The organism is Salinicola sp. (assembly GCF_982684285.1).
In genome coordinates this window covers 1-1,297 of sequence record NZ_CEXLVS010000478.1, presented here as the reverse complement: position 1 = coordinate 1,297, position 1,297 = coordinate 1, and the positions used below count along the sequence as shown (strand labels likewise).

At 42.6% G+C, this 1,297-nt stretch carries 2 protein-coding genes; both read right to left on the bottom strand.

Annotated elements, in window-relative coordinates; all coding sequences use genetic code 11:
- Positions 1 to 682 (bottom strand): tRNA 5-methoxyuridine(34)/uridine 5-oxyacetic acid(34) synthase CmoB (gene cmoB, locus AC3AYF_RS21255; RefSeq protein ID WP_487780456.1); only part of this gene is annotated, 682 nt, incomplete at its 3' end.
- On the bottom strand, positions 679 to 1,297 hold a 619-nt coding region (gene cmoA, locus AC3AYF_RS21250; RefSeq protein ID WP_487780455.1), incomplete at its 5' end, for a carboxy-S-adenosyl-L-methionine synthase CmoA. The genes cmoB and cmoA, both read right to left, overlap by 4 nt.

Here is a 1,297-nt window from a genome sequence, read left to right as displayed (position 1 = left end):
TCAAGGTTTCTAATACCAATTCTCCACCCGGCCTTAAGCAAGATTTGAGTTCATATAAGTGATCTAAGGGCGAACGGCGGTGATATAACACCCCCATCGAAAATACTGTGTCAAAAAAGCCTAAATTCGTGGGTAAATGCTCTATACCTATCGGTAGGACATAATGATTATCAGCCTGAATATATTTTTGTATGACTTGGTATTGCATAACAAAAACCAATGTTGGATCAATGCCAACAACAAGCTCGGCATCTTCACCTGCCATACGCCAACCGTGATAACCATTACCACCACCAACATCTAACACCTTTCGTCCTTTTAACGGCTGGATATGAGGTATTAACCGGTCCCACTTCCAATCACTACGCCATTCCGTATCTATTTCGATATCAAAGATCGAATATGGGCCTTTTCGCCATGGGTGAAATGTTTGTAATAAGTCAATGAATCGAGCTGAGTCAAAACCATTAAGGTTTGCTTTGTTGCCTATTTTAACGGCATTTTTTAAGTCAATTTCAACGTCAGTGATATCTGGGAACTGAGCTAATGCGGCTTGCCACCCGGCCATCTTGCCATGACCGTCCGACGCTAGCTTTTGTTCAACTTGCAACTCTAATAATTGACGCCAGTCTTTTTGATCGATTTTATCTAAATGCTCGTAGAGAGCTTGGTACACACTCACTTAATCGCCACCATTGAAACAAAGTTAAAACATTGAAACCACTTTTCAACAAACTCAAACCCCGCGTGTTTCAAACGCTCCTGATGTTCGGCTAAGGTTTCTGGAATCAATACGTTTTCAAGCGCTGAGCGCTTTTGGCTGATCTCTAAATCACTGTAGCCATTGCTACGTTTAAAGTCATGGTGTGATTCGATATGAAAGCTGTCTTGAACTTCATCTTCAAAGGCTAATTTCTCCGACAAAATCAGCACCCCACCCGGTTTTAACCCTTGATATATCCGCTGCAACAGTGCAAGGCGTTCTTCTACCGGAATAAACTGTAAGGTAAAGTTCAATACCACGACCGATGCATTTTCGATGCTCACATCTTGAATATCAGCACAGATTAATTCAACAGACACTGCCGAACTTTTATCATCGGCGAGTAATCGTTGGCCTTTTTCAATCATCGCGGCTGAATTATCAACCGCAATAATGTCACAGTTTGTTTGAGAGATACGCTGACGCATCGACAAGGTCACGGCCCCTAAGGAACAACCCAAATCATAACAATGACTATCTGCTTGAGCGTAGCGTGCCGCCATAATGCCGATGGTGGATATCAAGGTGCCATAA